Source organism: Embleya sp. NPDC020886 (assembly GCF_044333915.1).
Taxonomy (GTDB): domain Bacteria; phylum Actinomycetota; class Actinomycetes; order Streptomycetales; family Streptomycetaceae; genus Embleya.
In genome coordinates this window covers 179,138-200,151 of record NZ_JBIRRX010000005.1, presented here as the reverse complement: position 1 = coordinate 200,151, position 21,014 = coordinate 179,138, and the positions used below count along the sequence as shown (strand labels likewise).

Annotated in this window: 16 protein-coding genes; 12 read left to right on the top strand and 4 right to left on the bottom strand. The window is 73.3% G+C overall.

The features are described 5' to 3' along the window. The first annotated feature begins 58 nt into the window (after window positions 1–58). Complete coding sequence (locus tag ACH4U8_RS20100; RefSeq protein WP_395779530.1) at window positions 59–850, top strand: TrmH family RNA methyltransferase; 792 nt, start codon at window positions 59–61, stop codon at window positions 848–850. Between the two features lie 48 nt (window positions 851–898). On the opposite strand, the gene ACH4U8_RS20095 is transcribed toward ACH4U8_RS20100, so the two are convergent. Continuing rightward, window positions 899–1,792: a hypothetical protein gene (locus ACH4U8_RS20095; RefSeq protein ID WP_395779095.1), complete on the bottom strand. Its 894-nt coding sequence runs from the start codon at window positions 1,790–1,792 to the stop codon at window positions 899–901. Between the two features lie 412 nt (window positions 1,793–2,204). Between ACH4U8_RS20095 and ACH4U8_RS20090 the strand changes: the two genes are divergently transcribed. Then, on the top strand, window positions 2,205–3,323 hold the full coding sequence (locus tag ACH4U8_RS20090; RefSeq protein ID WP_379990468.1) for a DUF2637 domain-containing protein: 1,119 nt from the start codon (window positions 2,205–2,207) through the stop codon (window positions 3,321–3,323). 201 nt (window positions 3,324–3,524) lie between these two features. On the opposite strand, the gene ACH4U8_RS20085 is transcribed toward ACH4U8_RS20090, so the two are convergent. Continuing rightward, window positions 3,525–5,582, bottom strand: a complete 2,058-nt coding sequence (locus ACH4U8_RS20085) for a protein kinase (protein WP_360306239.1) — start codon at window positions 5,580–5,582, stop codon at window positions 3,525–3,527. Between the two features lie 199 nt (window positions 5,583–5,781). On the opposite strand from ACH4U8_RS20085, the gene ACH4U8_RS20080 reads away from it, so the two are divergent. Then, complete coding sequence (locus ACH4U8_RS20080) at window positions 5,782–6,009, top strand: hypothetical protein (protein WP_020548744.1); 228 nt, start codon at window positions 5,782–5,784, stop codon at window positions 6,007–6,009. Between the two features lie 154 nt (window positions 6,010–6,163). Continuing rightward, window positions 6,164–6,739 carry a phosphoribosyltransferase family protein gene (locus ACH4U8_RS20075; RefSeq protein ID WP_360306237.1) on the top strand — a complete coding sequence of 192 codons (576 nt, stop codon included), beginning with the start codon at window positions 6,164–6,166 and terminating at the stop codon, window positions 6,737–6,739. 26 nt (window positions 6,740–6,765) lie between these two features. On the opposite strand, the gene ACH4U8_RS20070 is transcribed toward ACH4U8_RS20075, so the two are convergent. Further along, complete coding sequence (locus ACH4U8_RS20070) at window positions 6,766–7,128, bottom strand: WhiB family transcriptional regulator (protein ID WP_395779093.1); 363 nt, start codon at window positions 7,126–7,128, stop codon at window positions 6,766–6,768. A gap of 262 nt (window positions 7,129–7,390) precedes the next feature. Here ACH4U8_RS20070 and ACH4U8_RS20065 point away from each other — a divergent pair, with 262 nt between their 5' ends. The 7 genes from ACH4U8_RS20065 (at window position 7,391) to ACH4U8_RS20035 (ending at window position 19,217) form a co-directional block, all read left to right on the top strand. Beyond that, window positions 7,391–9,283, top strand: coding sequence for a penicillin-binding transpeptidase domain-containing protein (locus ACH4U8_RS20065; protein ID WP_395779091.1), 1,893 nt, complete (start codon window positions 7,391–7,393; stop codon window positions 9,281–9,283). Window positions 9,284–9,607: 324 nt separating this feature from the next. Then, a complete protein-coding gene (locus tag ACH4U8_RS20060) occupies window positions 9,608–9,838 on the top strand; it encodes a hypothetical protein (protein ID WP_360306231.1) in 231 nt (76 codons plus the stop codon). Between the two features lie 121 nt (window positions 9,839–9,959). After that, window positions 9,960–10,361, top strand: a complete 402-nt coding sequence (locus ACH4U8_RS20055; RefSeq protein ID WP_379992418.1) for a hypothetical protein — start codon at window positions 9,960–9,962, stop codon at window positions 10,359–10,361. Between the two features lie 211 nt (window positions 10,362–10,572). Further along, on the top strand, window positions 10,573–11,988 hold the full coding sequence (locus tag ACH4U8_RS20050) for a HEAT repeat domain-containing protein (RefSeq protein ID WP_360306227.1): 1,416 nt from the start codon (window positions 10,573–10,575) through the stop codon (window positions 11,986–11,988). Window positions 11,989–12,077: 89 nt separating this feature from the next. Next, window positions 12,078–13,625, top strand: a complete 1,548-nt coding sequence (locus ACH4U8_RS20045; protein WP_360306225.1) for a hypothetical protein — start codon at window positions 12,078–12,080, stop codon at window positions 13,623–13,625. Next, a complete protein-coding gene (locus ACH4U8_RS20040) occupies window positions 13,622–14,473 on the top strand; it encodes a hypothetical protein (protein ID WP_360306223.1) in 852 nt (283 codons plus the stop codon). The genes ACH4U8_RS20045 and ACH4U8_RS20040 overlap by 4 nt, the downstream gene beginning before the upstream one ends. Before the next feature lie 193 nt (window positions 14,474–14,666). Further along, complete coding sequence (locus ACH4U8_RS20035; protein WP_395779089.1) at window positions 14,667–19,217, top strand: hypothetical protein; 4,551 nt, start codon at window positions 14,667–14,669, stop codon at window positions 19,215–19,217. On the opposite strand, the gene ACH4U8_RS20030 is transcribed toward ACH4U8_RS20035, so the two are convergent. Then, window positions 19,214–19,786, bottom strand: a complete 573-nt coding sequence (locus ACH4U8_RS20030; RefSeq protein ID WP_395779087.1) for a nuclear transport factor 2 family protein — start codon at window positions 19,784–19,786, stop codon at window positions 19,214–19,216. The genes ACH4U8_RS20035 and ACH4U8_RS20030 overlap by 4 nt on opposite strands. A gap of 98 nt (window positions 19,787–19,884) precedes the next feature. Between ACH4U8_RS20030 and ACH4U8_RS20025 the strand changes: the two genes are divergently transcribed. Continuing rightward, window positions 19,885–21,012 carry a serpin family protein gene (locus tag ACH4U8_RS20025; RefSeq protein WP_395779085.1) on the top strand — a complete coding sequence of 376 codons (1,128 nt, stop codon included), beginning with the start codon at window positions 19,885–19,887 and terminating at the stop codon, window positions 21,010–21,012. Window positions 21,013–21,014: the final 2 nt, after the last annotated feature.

The following is a 21,014-nucleotide window of genomic DNA, read 5'->3' as shown; positions in this document are numbered from 1 at the left end:
CGAGGGCGGTCCCGGGTGGCCGGGCCGCGGCTGGGACACTGGGGCGGTGCCCGTGATCATGCTCGACGACCCCGCCGACGCGCGCCTCGTCGACTACACCGACCTGACCGACGTGGAATTGCGCCGCCGCCGCGAACCGGCCGAGGGGCTGTTCATGGCGGAGGGCGAGAAGGTGATCCGCCGCGCGTTGGCGGCGGGATACCCGATGCGCTCGATGCTGCTCTCGCAGCGCTGGATCGAGACCATGGCGGAGGTGATCGAGACCGCCGACGTGCCGGTGTACGTGGGCAGTCCGGACGTGGTCGAGCGGGTGACGGGCTATCAGGTACATCGTGGCGCGCTCGCCTCGATGGGCCGCAAGCCGCTGCCGGCGGCCGCCGACGTGGTGGCGGGGGCACGTCGGGTCGCGGTCCTGGAGGGCGTCAACGATCACACCAACGTGGGTGCGATCTTCCGCGGTGCGGCGGCTCTGGGCATGGACGCCGTGTTGTTGTCGCCCGATTGTGCGGATCCGTTGTATCGGCGTTCGGTCAAGGTTTCGATGGGTGCCGTGTTCTCGGTGCCCTACGCCCGCCTGGAGCCGTGGCCCGGTGGGCTGGACGTGCTGCGCGGGGCCGGTCTGACCCTGCTCGCGCTGACTCCCGCGCCGGGGTCGGTCGCGCTGAACGAACTGCCGGCGGCGGACCTGGAACGGTGTGCGCTGATGCTCGGCGCCGAGGGTCCCGGGTTGACCGCGAAGGCGCTCGCCGCGGCCGATCGACTCGTGCGGATCCCGATGTCGCACGGGGTCGACTCGCTCAATGTGGGTGCCGCGGCGGCGGTCGCCTTTTACGCGGTGAGCTACGGGTGAGCCGCAGCGGCCCCGGGCGCACGGGTCGGCGGCGCGCCTGTCGCGGGCTCATTCGTCGACGGGGATGTTCGCCAGGCGTTCGAACGGGGTCTTGCCCGATCGCTGGATCTCGTTGATCGAGTGGGTCCGGTAGAGCGCGGGCCGACGCGTGACCCGTCGGCCGCGCATGCGCTCCTTGCGGATCTCGGTGCCGCGCACCCAGATGTGCCGGCGGACCGCGTCCTCGGCGTAGTAGCCCCGACCGGTGAACCGATCCGGTGGCACCGGCAGTGCCTCGATTTCGCGGCGGGCGGTGCGCGCCGCGCTGACCCGGCGTCGGTAGTCGTGGAAGATCTGGAACGTGTACCGGTGCAGGTACTCGTAGGCCATCGGCGCCCCGCCGGACACCGTCAGGCTCGCGATCGACACCGCGTCGTGCAGCAGCGTCCCGGTGGTTCCGGGCAGTACCAACAGACCGTCGCGCACGGTGTGGTGCGGCTTGCGCTTGTGCCGGTGCTCGCGCTCCCGATTCACCGGGGGCGCCGGGTGCTTGCGCTGCCAGGCGGCGCGGTCGGCCAGTGCGGTGGTCAACCCGTGGGTGTGCCAACGCACGGTGGCGGTCGGTGTGCCCAGGGTGGGCAACACCCGGCGCAGATCGCGCGCGGCGCGGCCACCGAACGGCGTGCGCTCGGTCGCGAACAGCACGATGGGCAGCGAGGGTTCCGCCTCGAAGGGGGTCGGGTCCAGGAACCGCCGGTCGATGACCACGACGGTGTTCTCGTGCCGCCCGTAGGCCAGGCCCCACGACAGCCGGGCGAACAGCAGGGCGCCGGCCCGGTCGGAGAGCACGTGCCAGGAGTCGTGGAAGTGGTTGACGGCGAACCGGGTCGTGGTCGACGGTCGCAAGGTGATCAGCGTGTAGGGTCGTCCGTCCAGGTAAGCGACGGTCCGGTGCAGTTTCATCCGATCGTTCGCGTCCTGATTCGCGCCCGAAAGTGAGCGTTTGCGCGATTGGTTGGTAGTGATCCGCTTCCCTCTTTCTTGCGTTTCTTGAGACGTTTCTTCCGATCGATCGGAAATGGGCGTCAAGACCTTCCCTGATTTCTCCCACGACATGCCGATCGTGTCATGCCAATTTCGATCGAATGTGATCTTGGACTAGCGTGTGCGCGGAAGTGCAGTACGGTCGAGCGTCGCCCCGATTGGCGCAGTGGCCTGTTGGGGTCGCACGGGCGGCCGAAAATGTGGTTGTGCAGGGGAATGTCCTGTCACCCACACGCGGGATATTCGGTGGATTCGACCCGCACCAGGCGAAATTCCGCCAGTATGGGACGCCGCGCAATCGGATCAGGAACGGGAAGCGAGGCAAAGCTCGTTGGAGATCATGGGTGTACCCCTGGCCTGGGCCCTCGTCGGCTTGGCGGAACTGGTCGCCCTTATGGCGCTTGTGGCGTATCTGGTCGTCCGACGCCGCAAGGTCGACGCGACGGATACCGGGGAAGGATCCGACAACTGGGAGCGTGAGCAGGACCGCCGGCGGCGCAAGGAACTGATGTACGGGGTCGCCTCGTACACCCTGCTGTTCGTCTGTGCCGGTGTCGCGGCCGCCCTGTCGTTCCACGGCCTGGTCGGCTTCGGCCGGGAGAACCTCGGCTTGGCCAACGGCTGGGAATACCTGGTGCCCTTCGGGCTCGACGGTGCGGCGATGTTCTGCTCCGTGCTCGCCGTGCGCGAGGCCAGCCACGGTGACGCGGCGCTCGGTTCGCGGATACTCGTCTGGACGTTCGCTGGTGCCTCGGCCTGGTTCAACTGGGTGCACGCGCCGCGTGGCGACATGCACGCCGGTGCGCCGCAGTTCTTCGCCGGTATGTCGCTCTCCGCCGCCGTCCTGTTCGACCGCGCGCTCAAGCAGACCCGCCGGGCCGCGTTGCGCGAACAGGGCTTGGTCCCACGTCCGTTGCCGCAGATCCGGATCGTGCGTTGGTTGCGTGCCCCGCACGAGACGTTCAACGCGTGGTCGCTCATGCTGCTCGAAGGTGTGCGCACCCTCGACGAGGCCGTCGAGGAGGTCCGCGAGGACAAACGGGCCAAGCAGGACGATCGCGAGCGTCGGCGGATCGACGGCAAGCGGGAGCGGGCGCAGCTCAAGGCGCTCAGTCGTGGTGAGGGCGGTGGCGGGCACTTCGGCCGCCGCGGCGCCGCGCGTCAGGAAATGGCTGCTCTGCCGGGAGGTGGCGGCTCCGAAGCACTCTCGGAGCCTGCTATAGCCGGAAACGACGTTTCCGGCCACGGCGGCTCAGCCGACTCGAACAACCCTTCCGGCCGTCCGGCTCTTGCCCCCTCCGCGCGAGCGAGCGAGCTCCCTGCGACGGCCGGCACCGGTGGCGAGCGGCGCGACGTCATCGACCTCACCGCCGAGGACGACACCATGACGTTGCCCCGGCTCGACTCGCTGGAGCGCAAACTGAAGGACCTGGAGCGCCAGTTCGGCTGAGCCCGGACCGCGCGATCCGACGCGACGAGATGTGATCGCCACGAGGAGGGGCACCCGGCTTCGGCCGGGTGCCCCTCCTCGTGCGTCGGGTGGCTACGTCCCGCTCGTTGTCCTGTCGTGCCCCGAGTGGGGAACCGCCCTCGCCCGGTGTGGGGTTCGGCCGGGTCGGGGACCGGTGGGCTTTCCCTCCGGGCTTGCCGCTCAGACCCCGGCCGGGACCAGTACACCGTCGGGGCCGACCACGTAGCGGGTCGTCACGTCGGCGACGTCCACGTAGGACTGGATGCGCACGATCGCGCCGTCCACCACCGTCCACCGGGTGGCGACCGCCTGCAGGTCGGCGGCCGTGGCCAGCGCCGCGACCGCGACCGGGGTGCCGTCGGCGAACCGGTAGAGCTCGACCAGATGGGTCGGCGGGCCGCCCGCCCCGGGGGAGCGGGTGAGCACCACGATCACGGCCGGCGCGCCGTCCAGGCTCGCCGGGACCACGTCGCCGAGGGTGACCCGGTCACTGCCGACCACCGCCGAGCCGTCGGTGAGGGTGACGGTGGCGCCGCCGGCGGAAGGGTCCGCGTAGGTGCGGTCGGACCAGCCGACGATCGGGATGGAGCCGTGTGCCGGACCGATCCGGAACGCGCCCGGGCCCGGCGGTGGCGGCGCGGGTTGGGCGACCGTCGAGGTCTTGGTGTCGTCCTTGTCGTCGCCGTCGTCGTTCTGGAACGCGGCGATGGCGAACGCGGCGATCGCGGTCACCACGACGAACACGATCAACTGCTGGATCAGCAACCGCCGTCGGTCCTCGGGCCGGCGTCGGTGCGGGGTGCCGGCGGTGCTCCCCGCCCGCGAGCGCGGCCCGTGATCGACCCGGCCGGCGCGTTTGGCGTCGGTGCGGTCCGGACGCTCCTGCCGGTCCGGCGTGGCACCGCGCGTCGGCTCGTTGCGTTCGCCGCGTTCGCCGCGAGTGACGTCGTGTCGCCCGCCGTCGGGTCGCCCCGCGTCGGCCCGACCCGGCTCGTGCCGCACCGGCTCCGCCCGCCCGGCCTCCGTCGTGCGCCCCTCGTGCCCACGTCCCTCGTGGCCGCGGCCGTCCGACCCGCGCCCCTCGTGTGCCCGCGGGTCCGGTCGCCCGCCGTCGGGTCGGGTCGACTCGTGCCGGCCCGACTCGGGGCGGGACGTCGAACGTCCCTCGACCGGCACCCGCCCGGCCTCCGCCCGTCCCGACTCGGCCCGGCTCGCCGCGGCGCGCTCGGGCCGGGTGTCCTCGTCCCGCCGCGCACCGTCCCGGCGGGCCGCCTCACGCCTGGCCCGGTCCCGATCCCGCTCGCGCGTCGGAGTGGGAACCGTCCGGCCGCCGTCGGTCCGGCCCGCGGCGGCGACCGGGGCCGAGCCGGACGCGGTCGCCGCCGCGGCCGATCCGCGGCTCGGGGTGCCGCGTTCGGCCTCGCGTTGGCGTGCGATCGCGGCCAGCCGTTCGCGTACCTGTTCGGCGGACGGTCGCATCCGGGGGTCCTTGGACAGGCAGGCCGAGATCAACGGCACCACCTGCTCCGGCACCCCCTCCAGATCCGGCTCCTCGTGCACGACGCGGTACAGCAGCGCGTCCACCGGCCCCGACCCGAACGGCGGTGCGCCGCGGCCCGCGTAGGCCAGCGTGACGCCCAGCGCGAATATGTCGGTGGCCGGGGTGACGGTCTGCCCGCGCACCTGCTCCGGGGCCAGAAATCCCGGTGAGCCGACCGCGGTTCCGGTCACCGTCAGGGTGCCCGCGCCGTCCGCGTAGGCGATGCCGAAGTCGATGATCTGCGGCCCGTCGGGGGACAGCAGGATGTTCGACGGCTTCACGTCGCGGTGCACGACGCCGACCGCGTGTACGGACACCAGGCCGTCGGCCACCGCCGAGCCGACCCGGGCCAGGTCCAGACAGCCCAGCGGGCCGCGATCGCCGACTCGGCGCTGCAGCGAGGGGCCGGGCACGTAGACGGTGGCCAGCCAGGGGCGGTCGGCGCTCGCGTCGGCGTCCACGAGGGCGGCCGTGCGATTGCCGCGGACCATCCGGGCGGCGTCCACCTCGCGGGCGAACCGGGAGCGGAACTCCGGGTTCCCGGCCAGCTCTTGGCGGATCAGCTTGAGCGCGACCCGGTTGCCGTGTCGGTCCACGCCGAGATAGACCACGCCCATGCCGCCGGCGCCGAGCCGACGCAACAACCGATACGAACCGACGATGCGCGGATCCTGCCGTCGCAGCCGCACCATCGTCATGTGTGCCCGATCCCCTCGCGTGTTGCCGTCGTCCGGGTGTCGTGTGCCCGAATCCCCTGTGTGCGACACACGTTAGAGGAACGCCGGTGCCCGGCGCGGTAAGGCGCCCCGGAGTCGGCGCCGGACCACCCGCATCGGGGAGACGGTCGATGTCGGACCTGTGGGAGAAGATGGGGGTAATCGGTCGAAGGGGGCACGTATGAAGGGCGATCGGGTCGAGATAGTGGTCGACGCGGGCGACAGCACCAAGACCTACGAGATGACCGCGACGCGCGCGGGGCGCCGGCTGGATGTCGCGGTCCGCCGCGGTGTCGTCGAGGTGAGCGAACTGACCCGGACGGGCACCGTGGTGCGCACCGCGCGGTTCATGGCCAGTCGGGTGCTCGCACTGGTCGAGCAGCCGTTGGACCGTCCCGGCGCCGACTGACGCGTTGTCCGGTGGCTCGGTCGGCCGTCGGGTGCCGGCGGTCGAGTGCGGGCCGCCCGGGGCGGGTTCGCGGATCCGAGCCGACCCGCACCGGTAGCCTGTCCGGTCGAAGATCCGGACATGCCGGTGCGGGAACGGAACGGGGTGCGCCTAGGTGACGAGCCGTCAGGGCAGCGTGGGAGCCATCGCGCGGCGACTCGCGGACGCGTTCACCTGGCGGGAGACCCCGTGGGGCACCTTCGCCGACGCGTCCGGCTGGTGGCACGACCCCGAGGTGTTGGCCATGCTCGGTCCCGGACTCGGCGCGCTGCACGCGGAGGCGCGGCCCACCCTGATCGTCGGCATCGAGACCCGAGGTCTGGTCCTGGGGCCGATCACGGCGCTGCACCTGGGCGTCGGCTTCGTCGAGATCCGCAAGGATCGACGGATCGTGGGCGACGGGGGCCGGCCCGGCGAGGACCCCATGTTGCGCGCCGCCACCCCACCCGAATACCAGGACGGCGGCCTCACCCTGGTGGTCCCCGGCCGGCTGTTCCGCCCGGGCGATCGCGTGCTCCTGGTCGACGAGTGGATCGAGACCGGCGCGCAGGCCAGCGCCGTGCGGCGGATGGTCACCGAGGCCGGCGCCGACTGGATCGGCGCGGCGGTCGTGGTGGACGCGTGCGCGCCGCACGTGCGGGCCCGACTCGACGTGCGTGGCCTGCTCACCGAGGACGACCTGCCGGCCTGAGCCCGAACCGGGCCGCGCCGGCGCGGTCAGGCCGCCGTCGTGGTTTTCTCCCGCTCGTGCTCGTGCTCGTGTTCCTGCTCCTGCTCGCGCAACAGCGCGGCGCGTTCGGTCTCGCCCAGACCCGCCCACACACCTCGGCGTTCCGGGACCGACATCGCGTGCTCGTGGCAGCGCCGCCGCACCGGGCAGGAGATGCAGACCTTCTTGGCGACCCGCTCGCGGGCCCGGCGCTCGCCGGGTCGCTCCTGGTCGTCACCGAAGAAGAGCCCGGCGTCCAGGCCCCTGCATGCCGCGTCCTCCTGCCACCCGTAACGCGGTGGTGTCGGTATGGCGATCCGTGTGGTCCCCATCGCCCCGTTCTCCTCCTGCTCGACGGTGCCAACGGTCAACGCGGGTCCCCGTCCCGGCGGACCCTCATGCTCCTACCGACGCACCGGGTGGGAGACCGGTTTCCTCCCGCCGGGAATTCGGCTCCCGTTCGCCCAGGGTTGAGGGCGATCCCTCACCCGGGGTGTTTCGGGCACCTCAACAACCAGGTCACAAGTCGGCCGTACGCCTGCCCGATGGCCGACGCCCGCCGGCGGTCCGGGTAGCGTGATCGAAGACCTCCGGCGGGCTGCCGGGGGTTCGTGGACGTTCGGGAGGAATCTGGTGGGCAGCAAGATGCGGCGGATCCCGTCGGCCGTGCCGTTGGCGTTGTCCGTTGTCGTGGTGGCCGCGCTGACCTCGTGCAGCGGCGGCGGCGACGAGAAGAAGGACACGTCCGAGGCGACGGCCAGGAACTTCCTGACCGCGTGGCAGAGCGGCGATCTGCCGAAGGCCGCGTCCTTCACGGACAACCCCACCACGGCACAGCAGGGACTGGACACCACGGGCAAGCAGCTCGGCATCGTCAAGGCCGAGTACAAGCCCGGTACGTACACCAAGGGCAAGGACAACGCGCCCGCCACACTCAGCTACAACGCGACGCTGACCCTCAAAGGCGTGACCGACCCGGTCAAGATCGAGTCGACCGTCCCGGTGGTCACCGCGAACGGCAAGACCACCGTGCACTGGACGCAGTCCATCGTGCACCCGCAACTCGCCGACACCGGCAAGATCAAGCGTGACCGCACGCTGCCCAAGCGCGGCGAGATCCTGGACCGCTCGGGCAAGGCGCTGGCCACCTCGACGCCGGTGGTGGCGTTGTCCCTGTGGCCGGCCAAGATCACCAACCCGGACGCGCTGTACGCCGCGCTCGCCGACCCGCTGTTCGACCTGGACATAGCCAAGCTCAAGTCCCGGGTCGCGGCCGCGGATCCGAACCAGTCGCTGCCTCTGGTGACCCTGCGCAAGGAGAAGTGGGACGGCAACGGCCAGCTCAAGCTGGCCGGTCTCGGCGGGATACAGGTCAAGGAGAGCACCCAGCAGGCCAGCGACGTGGCGAAGCAGATCGTCGGCACCGTCGGCTCCGGCGACAACGCGGACCTGCTCAAGAACGCCGACCCGAGCGCGTCCTCCGCGGACTCGGTGGGCGCCTCCGGTCTGCAGTATCGCTACGAGAAGAAGCTGGCCGGCACCGCCGCGCTGAAGATCAGCATCGTGGACGCCGCCGGCTCGGAGAAGACCACGCTGGTCGATGTCAAGGGCAAGCCGTCCGAGCCGCTGAAGACCACCCTGGACCCGAACACGCAGAAGCGGGCCGAGGAGGCGCTCAAGGCGGTCACCGGCGGCAACAACGCCTCGATCGTGGTGATCGACGCCAAGACCGGAGGCATCTCGGCCGCCGCGAACACCCCCGCCAACGGCGACAATCGTGCCTTCACCGGTCGGTACCCACCGGGCTCGACGTTCAAGACCGTGTCCTCCGGGGCGCTGCTGCGGGCCGGCCTCAAGCCGACCGACAAGGTGCCGTGCGAGAACACGCTCGTGGTCAACGGCCAGACCTTCAAGAACTACGACGGTCTCCAGCCGATGCCCAACGCGCTCTTCCAGGACGACTTCGCGCAGTCCTGCAACACGGCGTTCATCGGCAACCGGTCGAAGATCGAGAACGACACGCTGAACAAGCTGGCGGGCGATCAGTTCGGGATCGGCGCCAAGTGGGACGTCGGCACGGTGACCTTCGACGGCTCGGTGCCCGCGGCCAACAGCGAGAACGACAAGGCCGCGTCGATGATCGGCCAGGGCCGGGTGCTGGCCAGTCCGCTGGTGATGGCCTCGGTCGCGGCGACGATCGCCTCCGGCAAGTTCAACCAGCCGGTGCTCGCGCCGGACGACGTGCCCGGTCGGGTGCCCTCGCACGATCTGGACCCGGCGATCGCCGGTCAGCTCAAGGCGCTGATGCAGGGCGTGGTGGCCAACGGCTCGGGCAAGATGCTCCAGGGCATCCCGGGCACCGTCGGTGCCAAGACCGGCACCGCCGAGTTCGACGAGAAGGGCGAGACCCTCACGCACGGCTGGATGATCGCGTTCAAGGACGATGTCGCGATCGCGGTGCTGGTGGAGAAGGGCAAGTCCGGCGGCTCGGCGGCGGGACCGGTGGTGAAGGCCTTCTTCGGCTGATCCGCCCGTGATCGGGTGCGGTGTCGGGCAGTTCCCCCGCTCGGGGGCGATCCGGATCGTCCGCGCCGGTCAGCCTGCGCAGCAGGGGCAGTTCCCCCGCACGAGGGGCGATTTCACCCACCTGCGGGGGAGTTCCCCCACACGATCGACGAGACGGCCCCGGCGCACATCGTGCGTCGGGGCCGTCTCGTGCGTCGGGACGCGCCTTGTGCGCTCCCTGTGCCTCCGGAGACACCTGGACACGGTCCGTAGGCGATGCGAGCGTGAGTGGTGACCGGCAATGACAGCGGCGATCGTTTTCGCTCTCCGAAGGGAGTCGACGTCATGTCGAACAATGTCACCCTGGTGGCCCGGGTTCCGGTGCTGCCCTCCGCCGACGCGGATCGTCCGATCGAGTTGAGGTTCGGTCCGCACACCGACGCCGAAGGCCGTCCCACGACCGAGTGGACGGTCGAACGACTGACCGCGGACCAAGCCGTGAATCTGGTGGAGGATCTGGCCGCGATGCTGGGCCTGAGCGTGGTCGCTCCGGCCGAGCTTCGGGTGGTGTCCTGACGGATCTCACCACCGTGCCCGTCCCACTCGCGTGGCGCCCCGTGCGCCGTACGGGTGGGACGTCGGCGTGCTGCGGCGGCTTTCGGGCCGGCGGGCCGCGCTCGCGCCGCACAATGGCCGCGTGAGCAGCAAGACCGCAACAGAACCGAGTACGGCCGCCGGCGATCCGCCCACTCGCGCGCCCGGTGCCGCCGGCCGCCGCGAGCCGCCCTTCGGCCCGGTCGGCGGGCGCCGCAAGGAGGCGGATCCGCGCCCGACGGGCCCGCGGGTACGGATGTTCCTCCCGGACGGACAACACCTGGAGGTCACCCTGGTGAGCTGGCATCAGTACCGGGACGGCAGTTGGCGCGCCCGCGTGCGCTGGCCCGTCTGGGGGGCGTACGGCTTCGCCGCCGACGTGCAGACCAGGGCCTGGGCGATGGAGTCGTTCGTGCCCGCGAGCGTACTGGGCCCGCTCGACGGCCAGGACTACGGCATCGTGCGCCGGGATCGACCGCGCGTGCAGGTGCCCAAACAGCAGTGAGCCGGTCCCGGTCGGGCGCGCGTGACGCGCCGGCGCACGCCGGGCGGGGCACGTCCGGGCACACCCGGGCGGCGAACGCGCGAACGTGGACGGTACAGTCCATAGCTTGCGGTGACGAAACGGCAACACGGTTTCCCCGAAACAACGGGCAACGGGTACATGTGTCCTAAATCCTGTTGCTCCAGGGTTGCCGGCCACCGATGCTTGCGGCATGTTCGATCCGGTCATCACCTCGCATGACGCTCTCCTTGGCCTGCTCCGCAGCGGCCACGGTCAGGGCGCCCGGCGGGCCCTCGTCGCCGACCGCGTCGCTGTGCTCGACGCGCTCGACGGCTGTGTGGTCCGCGATCCCCGTGCCGTTCCGGCCACCGAGTCGCGGTCGCTGTACTACGCACGCCTGTACACGGACCTCGACGCCGGTCTCGACGGCCTCGCCCGACATCTCCTGTGCGACGACGACTGGACGGACGAGGACGCGGACCGCACCGCGCTCCCGCTCGCCGTCCTGGGCACCCTCGCCCGTCTCGGCCGCGCCGACGCGACCGCGCTGCTGCGCGCGTACGTCGAGGAGGGACGCGACTGGGCGGAGGCGTTGGACCGGCTCGCCGCGGTCGGCCAGGACACGGCCCTGGCCGGTCTGCTGGAGGTGGTCCTGGAGCGCGGCGAGGACGACGAGCTCTACGACTGCGTCAAGCGCTCCACCGGGATGCGCCCGTGGCGGGTCTGGGCGGCCGAGGACGAGCGGGTGCGCGCGGTCGTGGAACAGGTCGACCTGGACTGGTGGCGGTGGGAGTTGACCCGCTCGATCAAGATCCCGACCGGGCCGCCGACCGCGCCCGCGCAGACCGTCGACCAGGTGCTCGCCGAGGCCGCCGACGGTCCCCGACAATCGCTCGCGTGCGGACGACGGCTGAGCGCGGTCGCCGGGCCCGAGCACCGCGGCGCGATCCTGGCCGCCGCGTGGGCCGGGCCGGACGGCGCCAGATCGGCTGCGCTGAGATACCTCGGCGAACAGGGCGACGGCGCACTCCTGGACCTGGCCGAAGGGGCCCTCGCGCCGGAGACGCCGGCCGGGGTGCGGCTTGCCGCCGCGCACGCCATCGGCGGCCTGCGCAGCCCGGCCGCGGTCGCCCGGGCCCGGGTCTGGGCCGGCCGCGAGGACCTGCTCGGCGAGGTCGCGGTGCGGATACTGGCCGGCGCCGGGGAAGCCGTCGACGGGCCGATCCTGCTGGACGCCCTGCGCACCCGGGTGGCCGCGCCGATGCGCGTCGGCGACCCGATCACCGATCAGGCCGACCACTTCCGCCTGTGCGACCTGGTCGCCGGCATCGGGCGGCTGGCCCTGGTCGACGCGCTCGACCTGGTCAAGGGCGTCTACCAGGAGGCCGCGTCCGCCGGCCTGCGCGCCTGCGCGGTGCAGACGCTGGCCCGGATAGAGCCCTCGTTCGCCGCCGACACGGCCGTGGAAGCCCTGTGGGACTGCCAGGCCGACACCCGATTGATCGCCGCGCGCCACGTGGACGCGCGCCGCCCCGAGGCCGTGACGCGACTGCGCCGGCTCGCGGGCGACCCGGCCGAGCAGGACGACGTGCGCACCGCCGCCCTGGCCAGGCTGAGCGAGATGTAGCCGCACACCCGCCGCCCCGCGCCCGTTCGGCCCCCTCCGGCGCGGGCGGGCGCCGAACCTGTCGGCGAGACGTCCTAGGCTCTACTCCCATGACCGTTCCCGCCCGAGCCGGCCTGCCCGGGGAAGCGCCGCCGACTTCCGGCCCGGCGCTGCCCCCGGGCGCGGCACACCCGCGCTCCGGGGTGACCGAGGAGGGGCTCGCCCGCCGCCTCAAGGCCCTCGCCTGTACCGCGCCGCTGCACGACCTCGAGGCGCGCAAGGCGAACCTGGCGGGCGAGTACACCGTCTACGCGATGGCCGAGCTCGGTCTCAGCGCGATCGACCTGGTCACCATCACGATGGACTTCGACACCGGGGCCGACCACGACGAGATCGTGGCCCGGCTCCGCCCCCGGGTGGCCGCGCAGGCCCCCGGGCGCGACCCCGCCGAGTACGAACGGGTCGCGCGCTGGGTGTTGGAGAACCTGATCAACGTCGGCAGCGTGGACCGCGGCTTTCGCGCGGTCTACGGGATGTGGACCCGAGAGGGTGAATACATCCGCCGCGACTACGACTTCAAACTGCTCGAAGAGGTCCCCGGCCCGGACGGGCACATCTTTCTGCGCGCCACCGACGAGGCGATCAACGTCCTGGTCGGCGCACTGGACACCGACGTCACCAGCGCCCAGATCGCCGCCGACGTCAAGCTCGAACACCTGATTCGGCGCGGCCGGTTGGCCGAGGCCAGGTTCGCCGCCGAACAGGCCCGCTACCGCACCGTGCAGTACGCCGAATCGCTGCGCCGCGCGCTGGACGCGACCCGGCGCAACGTGCGCGCGGTGGACTGGTTGCAGGGCGTGCCGGACCTGATCGACGAGGCGTTCGAGCACGTCGCCGACCGCTACCGGCACGAGAACGCGATCCTGATCAACATCCGGCGGGCCCGGGACGAGGCCGAGGAGAGCGAGCGCAAACGCGGTGCGGCCGAACTGGTCGACATCGTGCAGGACTGCATCCGGCGGCACACCCAGTTGCAGACCCGGTTGATGGAGGCCGGCCCGCTGTTCCGGGCCGAGCAGGACCGGCAGGCGTTCGCCGCGCCGAGCACCCGCACCGGGCTCGACCTCTACGGGCAACTGCTGGGCCCGCTCCTGGAGTTGCCGGTCGGCGACGCGCGGCGGGTGAGCGACCGGTTCTTCGCCGCGGGCACCGGGCTGCGCACGCCGGTCGCGGTGCGGCTGCACGACCTGACCGAGATGTTGCTCACCCCGCCCGCGCCGCGCGACCACCTGGGCGCCGAACTGCCCGAGCCGGACGTCTCGCTCACCCCCGACGACAGCCGCTACAGCGAGAGCCAGCACGACGCGGCGGCCCGGCTCCTGGACATCCCGCCGGAGACGCCGCGCCGGCTCTCCGGGCTGCTCGCCGAGGCCCGCGAAGGGGATCCCGACCTCGGCTACCTGGTCGCGCTGCTCGCCTTCCACGCGGCCTCCCCGCCGGTGGGCACCGCGCTGCGCCAGGGCGATCGCACCCTCCTGGTGGCCGTGGACGACGGCACCGAACTCGACGACCACGAGGTCGGCGGCGCCGACCTGATCATCGGCACGGCGGTCCTGACCGGCGCGCGACCCGAGCCGGAAGGGCCCACCCCCGCATGAACCACGACACGGTCACCGAGGCCGCGCCGATCACCTCGGCCGACGTCGGCGACGCCGCCCGGCTGGTCGCCTTCGGGCTCCAGCCCAAGTTGCTGCCCGCGCGCGACGCCGAGTACGGCGACCTGATCCGCAGACACCGGGAGGACCCGCGCTTCGCCGCGCTGGCCGGGGCGGTCGCGGCCGGGCTGGGGCTGGTGGTGCTGGAGGTGTCGCCGCGCGCCGGGATGGCGGTCACCGCCGGCGAGGACTCGGTGTTCGCGGTCCGGATGGGCGACTACGCGCGCCGGGCCGGTACCGAGTCGGCCGACCGGTTCCTGCACGGCCTCGCCCACCTCGCGGTGGCCGCGATGGCCTTCCCGCGCCCCGAGGACCTCGCCGACGACGCCTACGTGGGCCGGCTCAGCGTGCACGGCGTGGACGCCTTCGTGCGCCAGGCCTGCCTGCGGCTGGAGGAACGCGCCGAGCAGCGCGGCGAGATCAGCGACCCCGAGGTGGACGGCCCCGGCCTGGAGGCGGCCTGGCGGGTCTACGCCCGGCGCAGCGCCACCGGCGCGACCAAGGACGCCCGCAGGTTGGCCGCGTCCACCATCGGGATCGTGGCCAAGGCGGTCGCGTTCCTGGTCGACTCGGGCTTTTTGCAGCGGGTCTCCGACGACGCGGGCGGTACGTACCGCAGCACCGCCCGCTATCAGCTCCAGGTGCGCGACACGGCCGGTTCGGCGGCCATGTCCGAGCTGCTGGAGCTGGGTGTGGTGGCGGTCACCGACGGCAGTCCGAGTCTGCTGGCCGCCGCGATCGACGGCGGCGAGCTGGCGCCCGGCGCCGGCCTGCCCTTCCACGGGGTCTGACCCCCGGTCGTCGCGGCGTCGGGCCGGGCCGTTTCGGGCCGATCCGGCGGCGAACCCGGTCCGTCGTGTGCGGCCTGCGGGCGCCGGGTGCCCCGCCCGTCGGGTGTTTTCCCCGCCGGGAGATCGTCCGTCGGACGATCCTCCCTTGTGTGATGTCTTGTCCTGTGCTTCGACCAGAGAGATTTGACCGCCGATGTACGAGCTGTCCCGGGTCCGCCTGTTTTCCATCGGGCCCGCCGGTGCGCGTTACGCCGACACCGTGCTCGACCTGCGCGGCGTCGGTGCGCCCGTGCCCGATCCGGCGCCCAGGCAGGCGCAGCTCTTCGAGGGCGAGCCGGTCGGGCCGCCGCGCCGACCGGCGCCGGCGGGCGTGTTGTTCCTGGAGAACGGCGGCGGCAAGTCGGTCCTGCTCAAGCTGATCTTCTCGGTGATGTTGCCCGGACACCGCAACACGCTCGGCGGCGCCAGCTCGGGCGTGCTGCGCAAGTTCCTGCTCGCCGACGACTGCGGGCACGTCGCGCTGGAATGGCAACACGTGCTCACCGGCGAGACGGTCGTGGTCGGCAAGGTCAGCGAGTGGCGCGGGCGCCAGGTCTCCTCGGACCCGCGCAAGTTCGCCGAGAGCTGGTACTCGTTCCGGCCCGGCCCCGGGCTCACCCTGGACGGGCTGCCGGTGCAGGTCGGCGGGCGGCGGCGGACCATGCGCGGCTTCCGCGACGCGATGAGCGAACTGCACAAGGTCTACCCGGACGTGGACGTGGTGTGGGAGGAGATCCACGACCGCTGGATCGAGCACCTGAACGCGCTCGGCCTGGATCCCGAACTGTTCCGCTACCAGCGCGAGATGAACGCCGACGAGGGTGAGGCGGCGGGTCTGTTCGCGGTCAAGAACGACGCGGACTTCGTCGACCTGCTGCTGCGCGCGGTCTCCGATCCGGCCGACACCGACGGGCTGGCCGACCTGGTCGACGGGTTCGCGGTCAAGCTCGCCCAGCGGGCCGAACTGACCGCCGAGCGGGACTTCGTCGAGGGCGCGGTCGAACTGCTCGACGCGGTGGGCGAGGCGGCCGGCCGGCGTACCCGGGTGCGGGCGGCGCATCGCGGCGCCGAGGACACCGCGCGCGGCCTCGGCCGCGAACTGGGCGCCCGGGCCGAACGCGAGCGTGAACGGGCCGCCGAACTGGCCCGCCGGGCCGCCGAGTCCAGCGCCGCGGTGGAGGCCGCCGACCGGGCCCGGGCGCATGCCGCGCTGGTCACCGCCGAGATCACCCACCGGCACGCCGGGATGCGGCTGACCGGCGCGGAGAAGGACGCCGCGCGGCTCAAGCGCGAACTGGGCGACGCCCGCGGGCTGCACTCGGCCTGGTTGGCCACCGAGGCGGTGCTGCGGCACCGGGCGGCGGTGGACCGCGCGGAGCGGGTGGACGTGGCGATCCGGGCGGCCGAACGCGACGCGGCGCCCGCGCTGGCCGCCCGCCAGGAGGCCGCCGGCGCGCTGGTGCGGGCGCTGCACGCCGCCGCCGCCGGGGCCGAGGGCCGGGCGGACACCGAGGAGCGCCGGGCCGCCGAGTTGCAGGAGCGCGGCGAGCGGGCCCAACGGGCCGCCACCACCGCGGCGACCGAGGCGCAGCGCACCCGCAGCGAGGCCGCGCACCTGCGCGGCCGGCTCGCCGAGGTGGGCGCCGAGCTCGACCTCGCGGTGCAGGCGGGCTGGCTCGACGACGACGGTGATCCGGCCGAGTCCGCCGCGCACGCCTCGGACGAGGAGAAGGAGGCCGCCGCCGCGTGGGCCGAGGCCCGGGCGAGCGCCGAACAGCTCGCCGCGGGAGTGCGCGAGGCCGAGTCGGCGCGCGGGCGGGCCGAGTTGGTCGCGGCGCGGGCGGCGGACCGGCTGGGCGTGGCCGAGGCCGACCTGGCCGCGGTGCACACGAACGCGGCGGCGCTGGCGGCCGAGCCGCGGGTGCGCGAACTGCTGGGTCCCGACGCGGAGGAGGCGGTCGGCGAGCAGGCCGCGCGGGCCTTCGACCGGGCCGCCGACGTGCTGCGCGAACTGCTCGCCGAGGCGGTCACCGACGGCGAGCGCACCCTGTTCCAACTGCGCACCGGCGCCGCCGACGACTCGCGGATCCTGGGTGCGCTGGGCGACGGCGGTCTGCTGCCCGCCGGACCGGACGTGCTGGCCGCGGTCGAACTCCTGGGCGAGCACGGCATTCCGGCGCTGCCGGGCTGGCGCTACCTGGCCCAGTCGGTGCCCGCCGAGCGGCACTCGGCGGTGCTTGCGGCCCGGCCCGAGCTGGTCGACGGCGTGATCGTGACCATGCACGACGCGATGGGCCGGGCCGCGGAGGTGCTCGCCGAGGCCGCGTTGCTGCCGCGCTCGGCGGTCGCGGTGGGCACGCCACAGGCGCTGCTCGAACCCGGCCCGGACCGCCCCGACACGTTCCTGGTGCCGCCGAACCCGGCGATGCACGACGAGCGCGCCGCCGACACCGAGCGGGACGCGCTGCGCCGCCGGGCGGGGGAGCGGCAGGAGGCGATCCGGGTGCGGGCCGCGCGCCTGGAGGGCGACCGGGCGTTGGCCGGGCGGCTGGCGACCTGGCGGGCCGCGTGTCCGGCAGGGCGGCTCGACGCGCTGTTCGAGGCGGTCACCGACGCGCGGCTCGAACTGGCCGCCGCGCAGGCCGCGGGCGAGGCCGCGGAGATCGCCGCGGTGAGCGCCGAGCAGGCCCGGGCGCAGGCGGTGGATCGCCGCGATCGGCGGATGGACGCCGCGCAGACCGCGCGCCGGCGGGCCGACGCGCTGGCCGGGCTGGCCTTTCGGCTGCGCGAGCGGGCCGGCTGGGGGCGCCGCATTCGCGAGTTGGAACAGGAGACCGGCGAACACGAGGCGGGCGTCGAGGCGGACCGTACGCTGGCCCGGACCGCCGACGAGGACCGCCGGCAGGCGCAGCGCTCCGCCGACGACGCCCGGCGTACCGCGCGGGCGCTGCGTGAGGAGCGGGCCGAGATCACCGGTGCGCTGGAGGAGCAGGTCGCCGACGTGCCGGCCGACGAGGCCGCCGCGCGTGCGTCGTTGCCCGCGTTGCGTGAGGCGTACCGCACGGCCCGCGCGCTCTACGAGAAGGTCGGCGTGGGCGCCGACCTGCGCGCCGAGCAGGCCCGGGCGGAGAGCGAGGAGTCCACCGCGCAGAGCACGCTGGACCGGCTCAGTGCGAAGGTGCGTCGTCAGGCGGCCGAGCTCCTGGACGGTTTCGACGGCTCCGACGGTCCGTCCCGGTTGGCCGCGGCCGGCCGCGCCGAGGATCACGTACGCACCCTGGAGGGTCGGGCCGACGCGGCCAGCGAACTGCTGGGCCGACTGCGCGGCGAGGTCGAGCGGCATGCGCCGGCCGAGGGCCGCGAGCATCACCTGGACCTGCCCGAGGAACAGCGGCCCCGGGACGGCGCGCACGCGCTGGAACTGCTGCGTGCCGCCGGCTCCGAGCACGCCGCCCGGACCGAGGCGCTGACCTGGGCCCGCGAGACGCACGGCCGGCTGGCCCGCGAGCACACCGACGCCGACCACGCGGCGGGCGCCTTCGGTGAGGTGGCCGCCTCGCTCACGGACACGCTGCCGGCCGTGCCGGTGGACCCCGAGCAGCCGCCCGCCATCCCCTTCGCGGGCCCGGTCGCCGACGCGCGGGACGCGGCGACCACGTGTCGGCGCGCGCTGCGGGCGGCCGCGGCCGACCTGTCCGCCGCCGAGGCCCAGGTCCGCGACCGGACCGAGACGCTCGTGCGGCACGCGGGCGCGGCCCGGTTCGAGCAGGTCCGGATGCCCGCCCGGCAGCAGATCCGGGAGCTGCCGCCGGCCGCGCTGGCCGAGCACGCGCCCGCGTGGTCGGCCGCGTTCGCACCGCGGCTGCGCGTACTCACCGACGAACTGCGCCAGATCGAGCGCAACCGGGACAGCATCGTGGACCGGATGCGCGGCATGGTCGAGGCCGCGTTGACCACGCTGCGCGCGGCCCAGCGGTTGTCCCGCCTGCCGGAGGAACTCGGCGAGTGGTCCGGCCAGGAGTTCCTGCGCATCCGGTTCGACGAGCCGGACGCGGCGGGCCTGGTGGAGGCGCTGGGCGAGGTGGTCGACGAGGCGACGCGCACGATCAAGCGTGGCCGGGACGGCACGGTCGGCGGCGTGCGTCGGGACGGGATGACGCTGCTCCTGCGTGGGGTGCACGCGGCGTTGCGCCCGCGCGGGGTGCAGGTGGAGATCCTCAAGCCGGACTCGGTGCTGCGGGCCGAGCGGGTGCCGGTGGGGCAGATGGGCGACGTGTTCTCCGGCGGGCAACTGCTCACCGCGGCCATCGCGCTGTACTGCACGATGGCGGCGCTGCGCAGCAACGATCGTGGTCGGGCCCGGCACCGGCACGCCGGGACGTTGTTCCTGGACAACCCGATCGGGCGGGCCAACGCGTCCTATCTGCTGGAGTTGCAGCGCGCGGTCGCGGACGCGCTCGGCGTGCAACTGGTGTACACGACGGGCCTGTTCGATACCACCGCACTGGCCGAGTTCCCGCTGGTGGTGCGGCTGCGCAACGATGCGGACCTGCGTGCCGGGCTCAAGTACATCTCGGTCGAGGAGCACCTGCGGCCCGGGTTGCCGGTGCCGCAGGATCCGGACGCGCCGCAGATCGTCGGCGAGATCCACGCGACCCGGGTCTTTCGCCGACCGCCCGAGACCGCCGCGGAGCCGATCGGCTAGCGCGGGTCGGGCGGGCCGGACGGGTCGAAGGCGCCGGCCGGGCCGGCGGGAAAGGGCGCGTACACCGCGTCCGTGCGGTCCCGTCGGCCCGTGCGCATGCCCTCGGGCACCGGCCACTGTCCGGCGGCGTCGTCGACCCGGACCCATTCGGTGACGGCCACCCGGCGGGCGATCCGCCACACGCCCTCGCGTCGGGCGAAGTCGTCGATGTAGCGGAAGCCGGTGATCAGGTTGCCGCTGGGCGCCGGGTCGGCGCTGCGATGGAAGGCCGTCCCGTACGTCTCCGAACGGGCGAGATCGGGCGTGTCGTCGCGGAATTCCACCAGGTGGTTGCCGGTGAGATGCATGGTCGAGGTGTACCGGGGGAGCAATCGCCCGATCCATGCGAGGTATTGGTCCACCGTCCCGATGAAGCTGCCGTGCTCGTCGGTGGCGTCGGGGTGGTAGCACGCGCGGACGGCGTCCAGGTCCATCCGGTCGATGCCCCGGCAGTAGCGCAGGACCACGTCGTGGATGGCCTGACGGTCGATCAGCCTGCGCAGCTCCAGGTCCCTGCCGAAGTCGTTCATGACGCACGACACTACGGTCGGGAGGCATACATCCGGCCGGCCGGGGGACACCGAACAGTTCCGGGCGGCGACGACGCGGCGACGACGAGGGTGATCAGATGGAACCGGCTCTGCGCGAACACGCGGGCACCGTGCGGGAGCTGGCCTCGCGCTGGCTCGACTCGATGTTGAGCGACCCCGGGGTGCGGGGGGCCGGCGGCGACGTGGTGTGCTCGCCGACCGGTCTGTGGCTCGCGCTCGCGGCGGTGGCCACCGGAGCGGAGGGCGACACCGCGGAGGAACTCGCCGATCTGGTCGGCCTGGCGTGGCGCGAGTCGGCGCCGGTGGTGAGCGCGGTGGCGCGCGACCTGGCCGGCACCGAGGCGCTCGCGGTGGCGACCGGGGTGTGGAGCGCGGTGCCGCTGCGCGAGGGATTCCGGGCGGCGCTGCCGGGCATCGGGTTCGGCGCGTTGCGGGCGCAGGCCGAGCTGGACGCGTGGGTGGCCCGGGCCACCGACGGGCTGATCGAGCGCATACCCGTCGAACTCGACGCGTGGACGCGTGTGGTCCTGGTCAACGCGCTCGCGCTGCGGGCCCGCTGGCACGAGGAGTTCGACGTCGTGCGCACGCACGACCGGCACTTCCACGCCGCCGACGGCACCCGTACCCCGGTGCCGACGATGCACCGCGAGGTGCCGGCTTCCCAGGTGTGGACGATTTCCGGCCGGGACGGCGAGGTCACCGTGGTCGAGTTGGTGTGCGCGGGGGAGCAGCCCGCCCGGGTGCGGTTCGCGCTCGGCCCGGAGCACGCGCCGCCGGCGTCGGTGATCACCGCCGCGTGGGCGCCGCGCGACACGGGAAAGGCGTACGAGGGCGAGGACGTCGAGGTGCGGCTGCCGCGCTTCGAGCTGCGCACCCGGCTGGAGGTGCTGCCGCACTTGATCGACCTGGGGGTGCGGACCGCGTCGACCGACGACGCGGACTTCGGCGGCATGACGGACGAGCCGGTGCGGATCGACCAGGTGGTCCAGGAGTCGCTGTTGCGGATCGCCGAGGAGGGCGTCGAGGCCACCGCGCTGACCACGGTCACGCTGGACTGGATGAGCCACGAGCCCGAACCGGTGCGGCGGCTGGTGGCCTTCGATCGGCCGTTCGCGTGCGTGGTGATGGACGCGTCCGGCTACGTACCGCTGTTCGCGGCCTTCCAGGCCACGGCACCGCGGGACGCGCCCGATCAGGGGTTGTGACG

What these genes read in the sequence shown, in the direction of transcription:
- ACH4U8_RS20080 (WP_020548744.1), top strand. Translation starts at nt 5,782, where the DNA reads ATGAAGGGCGATCGGGTCGAGATAGTGGTCGACGCGGGCGACAGCACC.
- ACH4U8_RS20060 (WP_360306231.1), top strand. Translation starts at nt 9,608, where the DNA reads ATGTCGAACAATGTCACCCTGGTGGCCCGGGTTCCGGTGCTGCCCTCC.
- ACH4U8_RS20050 (WP_360306227.1), top strand. Translation starts at nt 10,573, where the DNA reads ATGTTCGATCCGGTCATCACCTCGCATGACGCTCTCCTTGGCCTGCTC.
- ACH4U8_RS20040 (WP_360306223.1), top strand. Translation starts at nt 13,622, where the DNA reads ATGAACCACGACACGGTCACCGAGGCCGCGCCGATCACCTCGGCCGAC.
- ACH4U8_RS20085 (WP_360306239.1), bottom strand. Translation starts at nt 5,582, where the DNA reads ATGACGATGGTGCGGCTGCGACGGCAGGATCCGCGCATCGTCGGTTCG.
- ACH4U8_RS20025 (WP_395779085.1), top strand. Translation starts at nt 19,885, where the DNA reads ATGGAACCGGCTCTGCGCGAACACGCGGGCACCGTGCGGGAGCTGGCC.
- ACH4U8_RS20035 (WP_395779089.1), top strand. Translation starts at nt 14,667, where the DNA reads ATGTACGAGCTGTCCCGGGTCCGCCTGTTTTCCATCGGGCCCGCCGGT.
- ACH4U8_RS20095 (WP_395779095.1), bottom strand. Translation starts at nt 1,792, where the DNA reads ATGAAACTGCACCGGACCGTCGCTTACCTGGACGGACGACCCTACACG.
- ACH4U8_RS20100 (WP_395779530.1), top strand. Translation starts at nt 59, where the DNA reads ATGCTCGACGACCCCGCCGACGCGCGCCTCGTCGACTACACCGACCTG.
- ACH4U8_RS20045 (WP_360306225.1), top strand. Translation starts at nt 12,078, where the DNA reads ATGACCGTTCCCGCCCGAGCCGGCCTGCCCGGGGAAGCGCCGCCGACT.
- ACH4U8_RS20030 (WP_395779087.1), bottom strand. Translation starts at nt 19,786, where the DNA reads ATGAACGACTTCGGCAGGGACCTGGAGCTGCGCAGGCTGATCGACCGT.